Source organism: Collimonas fungivorans, from assembly GCF_028292705.1.
In the GTDB taxonomy this organism is placed as follows: domain Bacteria; phylum Pseudomonadota; class Gammaproteobacteria; order Burkholderiales; family Burkholderiaceae_D; genus Collimonas; species Collimonas fungivorans_B.
This window is the reverse complement of record NZ_JAQGLV010000350.1, coordinates 1-3,710: the sequence shown is the minus strand read 5'-3', so window position 1 is coordinate 3,710 and position 3,710 is coordinate 1. Positions and strand designations below refer to the sequence as shown.

Here is a 3,710-nt window from a genome sequence, read left to right as displayed (position 1 = left end):
GCGTCGACCACGATTGCGCGCTGTTCGATGTCGGGCTGGTTCTGCGCCAGCGCCGGGACGGCGATGCGGGCCGGTTCATGCAGCATCCTGGTGGCGAGTGTGTGTACCGCGCTCGGAAACGTAGCCGAGAAAAACAGGTTCTGACGCTGCTTGGGCAACAGCGCCAGGATGCGGCCGATCTCGTCCGTGAACCCCATGTCGAGCAGGCGGTCGGCTTCATCCAGCACCAGCGACGATACCGCCGCAATGCTGAGAGCGTTGTGCTCGATCAGGTCGAGCAGGCGACCGGGCGTCGCCACCACGATATCGGCGCCGCCGCGCAGGTCCATCATTTGCGGGTTGATCGAGACGCCACCGAACAGGGCGGCGATCTTCAGCGATTGCGGAGCAGCTTGCGCCAGGAGCCGGATAGCTTCGGCAGTCTGCTGCGCCAGTTCGCGGGTGGGAACCAGGATCAGCACGCGCAGCCGGCGCGGTTTTTCGCCGGGGCTGTCTTGCAACAACTGCAGCAGCGGCAGCGCGAACGCCGCGGTCTTGCCGGAGCCGGTTTGCGCCGCCGCCAAGACATCGCCGCCACGCAGGATTGCAGGAATCGCTGCGATCTGGACTGGGGTTGGCGTGACATAGCCGCGTTCGGCAACGGCTTGCAGGATGGCGGGGGACAGGCCCAGGGAGGAAAATGGCATAACGACGGGCCTTGACAGCTTGTGGGGCTGCCATCTTACCATTTGCACCGGCTGGTAATCCCAGGCACTTAATTAGGATCAGAGTCGAATATTTTAATATTCGACTCTGACCCTAATTAACTGACCCTAATTAATGCTTAGGCCAGCGGCGCCAGCAGCAGCTGCAAATCTTCGCTGCTGAACTTGGTGGCAAGCGCTGCATCGCTGCCCAGCACGCCTTCGGCCAGCGCCGCCTTGCGCGCCTGCAGTTCGATGATGCGTTCTTCTATGCTGCCTTCAACCACCACTTTATAGATGAACACGGTCTGGTCCTGGCCGATGCGGTGGGCGCGCGCCGTGGCTTGTTCTTGTACGGCCGGGTTCCACCACGGGTCGATGTGGATCACGGTGTCGGCGGCGGTCAGGTTGAGGCCGACGCCGCCGGCCTTGAGGCTGATCAGCAGCAGGGGCACCGTCTTGCTTTGGAACTCTGCTACCAGCGCGCCGCGTTTTGCCGGCGGGGTTTTGCCGGTCAGGGCCAGCCACGGCAGTTGCATGGCATCGAGTTCGGCGGCGACCAGGTCCAGCATTTCGGTGAACTGGGAAAACACCAGGATGCGCCGGCCTTCGGCCACCAGCGCCGGCAGCATGTCGCGCAGCAGCTCCAGCTTGGCGCGTTCGATGGCGGCCGGATGCTCCATGCCTTTCAGCAGGAACGGATCGCAGCATACTTGCCGCAGCTTGAGCAAGGCGTCGAGGATCGTGATCTGGCCGCCGCTGAAGCCTTTGCGCTTGAGGACGCGGCGCACCTGTTCATCCGCGGCCAGCCTGACGCTTTCGTACAGGTCGCGCTGCTGTCCTTGCAATTGCACCAGCTTGACGGTCTCAGTGCGCGGCGGCAATTCAGTTGCGACCTCGTCCTTGCGTCGCCTCAGGATGAACGGCCTGACCCGTTGCGCCAGCAATTGCGCGCGCAGGGTTTGGCCGCCGATTTCGATCGGCTTGCGCCACAAGCGCGTGAAACTGCGCATGTCGCCGAGGAAACCCGGCATCAGGAAATCGAATTGCGTCCACAGTTCGCCCAGGTGGTTTTCCAGCGGCGTGCCGGTGATGCACAGCCGGTGCCGCGCGCGCAGGCGCCGCACGGCGCCGGCGCTGCGAGCGGTGGCGTTCTTCACGGTCTGCGCTTCATCCAGGATCAGCATGTGGAAGGGCTGGGCTTCCAGCGCCGCACGATCGCGCCACAGCAGCGGGTAGGTGGTGAGCAGCAGGTCGTATTCGGCCATGCGCGGGAAATCGCGATGGCGTTCCGGTCCTTGCAAGGCAAGCACGCGCAGGCCGGGCGCCATGCGCCTGGCTTCCGCCTGCCAGTTGAATATCAGTGAAGTCGGCAGCACTACCAGCGCCGGCAGGTCGAGGCGGCCTGCCTGTTTTTCTATCAGCAGGTGGGCCAGCGCCTGCGCGGTTTTCCCTAGGCCCATATCGTCCGCCAGAATGCCGGCCAGGCGATGCTCGCGCAGGTATTGCAGCCAGGCGACGCCGTGCAATTGATACGGGCGCAAGGTAACGCCGAGGCCGGCCGGCGCGCTCACGGCTTGCGGTGTGCCGGCGCCTTGCAGCCGGTGCGCCAGCGCGCGCAGGCCGGCGTCGCCCTGCAATTGCCAGGCGCCGTGGACACCGGCGCGTTCGCGCTGCGTGTCGAGCAAGCTCAGGCGCATCGTTTCAAGGCGATAGGCATCCCAGGAGGAAAGCAGCAGCGGCCCTTCCTTGCGCAAGGGATCGGTCAGCAATTCCAGCATGCTGCCGACGATGGCCTTGAGCGGCGCCGCCAGGGCTTCGATCCGTTTGCCGCCGGGCGCTCGCAGCATGATCAAGGCGTGGTCGTCGATCAGGGCGATCTGCCTGGCGTCCAGCCAGCGGCCGTCGCGTTGCAGCAGGTGCGCCAGCAACGGCACCAGGTCCACCAGTTCGCCGTCGATTTCGATGCCCAGGGTGAGCAGCCAGGAGCCTTCGCCGGCGGGCAGTCCGAGGGCCGTCACTGCCTGTTCGCGGCCACGCATGCGGGTTGCGACTTCCTTGCCCAGCAGTGCGCCGGTTGCAGGGTTGACGATCAGGCGCCAGGCATCCACCGGCACGCTCTCGTGCGCAAAACCGGGACGCACCACGATCGCCCAGCCCTTGGCCTGCAAGCCGGGCAATTGTTCGGCCCAGAAATCGCCGAAGAAATCTTCCTGCACCAGGGTCCAGAGCGAGTCCAGTGTTTTTGCCGCATCCTGTGCGGCGCTGTCGGTGCGCCATTGCAGGGTGTCGGCCGGCAGCGGATATAGGCCCAGTTCCCATACCAGGTCCAGCGCATCGGCCTCGGCTCCCAGGTCGCGCAGCAACAGGCGCTGGCCTTTTTCGTCTTCCACCGTTTGCGACGATGCTGGGCGGCGGTTCAGCAAGGCAGTGGGGGCGGCGGTTTCCCACTGCAAGCCGTCGTCGGTGACATAGGTCCAGCTGATCTGGACCACAGTCACATTTGGCCCGCGCGGTCCGAACGGGCCGGAAGGCCGCATGCCCAGCAAGCCTTCGCCGCGGCCCAGGGTTTTTAATGTCAGGCGCGGCCGGAAACGGCCGACGGCGCTTGCGGCAGAATTCATCTCGGGGTGAAGCGGACGGTCAGCTGGCCCAGGTCGCCATACCGGATGGCGATTTCCTGCGTCACCGGCAAGCCGAAGCTGCCGGCATAAGAACCGGTGATGACGGCCTGGCCGGCTTGCAGGCCCTGTCCGGCGGCACGCAGGAATTCGGCCAGCCAATATAGCGGAGCGCGCGGATTGACGGCGGGATGGCGGCCGTGCAGCTGCTTTGTCTTGCTTGTGTCGCCGCTGTCGACCTCTATCGCCAGTTCGGCGGCATTGCGCGCGCGTTCTGCGTCTACCTGCGGCCCCAGGTACAGCCCCTGGTTGAGCAGTCCGTCCGCCAGGTTCTCAAGAAAATCGGCTTCGTCCGGATCGCTGTAACGGCTGTCTATCAGTTCGAGCGCAAGGTGGGTGCGGGCGA

Annotated in this window: 2 protein-coding genes and 1 pseudogene; all 3 read right to left on the bottom strand. The window is 65.0% G+C overall.

Translation table 11 applies throughout. The annotated features are described in order from the left end of the window. Positions 1-686 (bottom strand): DEAD/DEAH box helicase (locus tag JWQ61_RS19615; RefSeq protein WP_304361981.1); only part of this gene is annotated, 686 nt, incomplete at its 3' end. Between the two features lie 137 nt (positions 687-823). Beyond that, positions 824-3,307: a DEAD/DEAH box helicase gene (locus JWQ61_RS19610; protein WP_304361980.1), complete on the bottom strand. Its 2,484-nt coding sequence runs from the start codon at positions 3,305-3,307 to the stop codon at positions 824-826. Then, positions 3,304-3,710 (bottom strand): annotated as a pseudogene (locus JWQ61_RS19605) (2-keto-4-pentenoate hydratase); the annotation flags it as partial. The gene JWQ61_RS19610 and the pseudogene JWQ61_RS19605, both read right to left, overlap by 4 nt.